This is a genomic window from Hominilimicola sp., from assembly GCF_046972485.1.
GTDB classification, from domain to species: Bacteria; Bacillota; Clostridia; order UBA1381; family UBA1381; genus Hominilimicola; species Hominilimicola fabiformis.
In genome coordinates, this window is the sequence record NZ_JBKVWU010000214.1 from 1 (window position 1) to 1565 (window position 1565).

The 1565-nt window shown below is 36.5% G+C and carries 1 protein-coding gene; it reads right to left on the bottom strand.

Features of this window, described 5'->3' with window-relative positions; genetic code table 11:
- The coding region (locus tag ACLTU0_RS11885) for a glycogen/starch/alpha-glucan phosphorylase (RefSeq protein ID WP_412322656.1) at positions 1 to 1565 on the bottom strand (1565 nt) is incomplete at both ends.

The following is a 1565-nucleotide window of genomic DNA, read 5'->3' on the forward strand; positions in this document are numbered from 1 at the left end:
GATATATATATTGTCTTCACCGACCTGTTCAAGCATTTCAACGTTTGCACCGTCAAGTGTACCGATTGTAAGCGCACCGTTAAGCATAAACTTCATGTTACCTGTACCCGAAGCTTCCTTACCCGCTGTTGAAATTTGTTCTGAAATATCAGCCGCAATGATAAGTTTTTCAGCGATTGATACGCTGTAATTTTCAAGGAATACAACTTTAATCTTATCCTTAACTCTCGGATCGTTGTTAATCATATCTCCGACTGAGTTAATAAGCTTGATAATAAGCTTTGCTCTTTTATAACCCGGAGCAGCCTTTGCACCGAATATATATGTCTTTGGATAGTAATTTTCAGCATATACGTTATCTTCAATAATTCTGTTGTATTCTGCAAGAATATGAAGTACGTTCATCATCTGACGCTTATATTCGTGCAATCTCTTACACTGTACGTCAAAGATAGAATCAGGATTTACAACTATATCGTTGTGTTCCTTAATATATTGTGCAAGTCTAACCTTGTTATTACGCTTAATTTCAGCAAATTGCTTCTTGAATGCAGGGTCTTTAGCATATTTCTTTAGCTTTGAAAGTTCTGAAGCGTCCTTGATCCAATTCTTACCTATCTTTGAAGAAATAAGCTCAGTAAGTTCCGGGTTACAGTTAGCAATCCATCTTCTGAATGTAATACCGTTTGTGATTGCATAGAAGTGGTCGTTATTCATATTATAGTAATCAGCAAAAATATCCTGCTTTAGAATATCTGTATGCAACTTTGAAACACCGTTTACTGCGAAACAGCTTGCAAGACACATATTAGCCATAAATATCTGATTATCAGAAATAATTGCCATATACTTATGCTTAGCTGAATCGTTAGGATAAACTTCGTTAAGTCTGATCATAAGACGTCTGTTCATTTCTTCAACGATCATATATACACGCGGAAGAATCTTTCTGAACATATCAAGCGGCCATTTTTCAAGAGCCTCGCTCATTACTGTATGGTTTGTGTATGCGAATACATGAGTTACGATGTCCCATGCCTCATCCCAACCAAGACCTTTTTCGTCCATCAACAAACGCATCATTTCAGGAATAGCCATTGTAGGGTGTGTATCATTGATATGAATAACGACCTTATCAGGCAATTTTGACCAATCTTGACCGTTTCTGTTTTCAAATTCTTTCAAAATCCACTGCAATGTTGCAGAAACAAGGAAATATTGTTGCTTTAATCTAAGTTCCTTACCCTCTGTATGATTATCTTCCGGATAAAGTACCTTTGAAATAACTTCTGCAAGTTCCTTTTCTTCAACGGCACGAACATAGTTACCGCTGTTAAATTCCTGCATATTCATATGGTCAGGAGATTTTGAACTCCACAATCTTAATTTATTTACAATTTTTGAATCATAACCGCAAAGAGGTACATCATAAGGCATAGCCAAAATTGTATGTGAGTTGTTGTAACGGCAAGTAAATTTACCGTCTACCCAATCAGTATAAACTTCACCGCCAAATTTAACTTCAACAGTTTCTTCAGGTCTTGCGATTTCCCACGCATTACCGT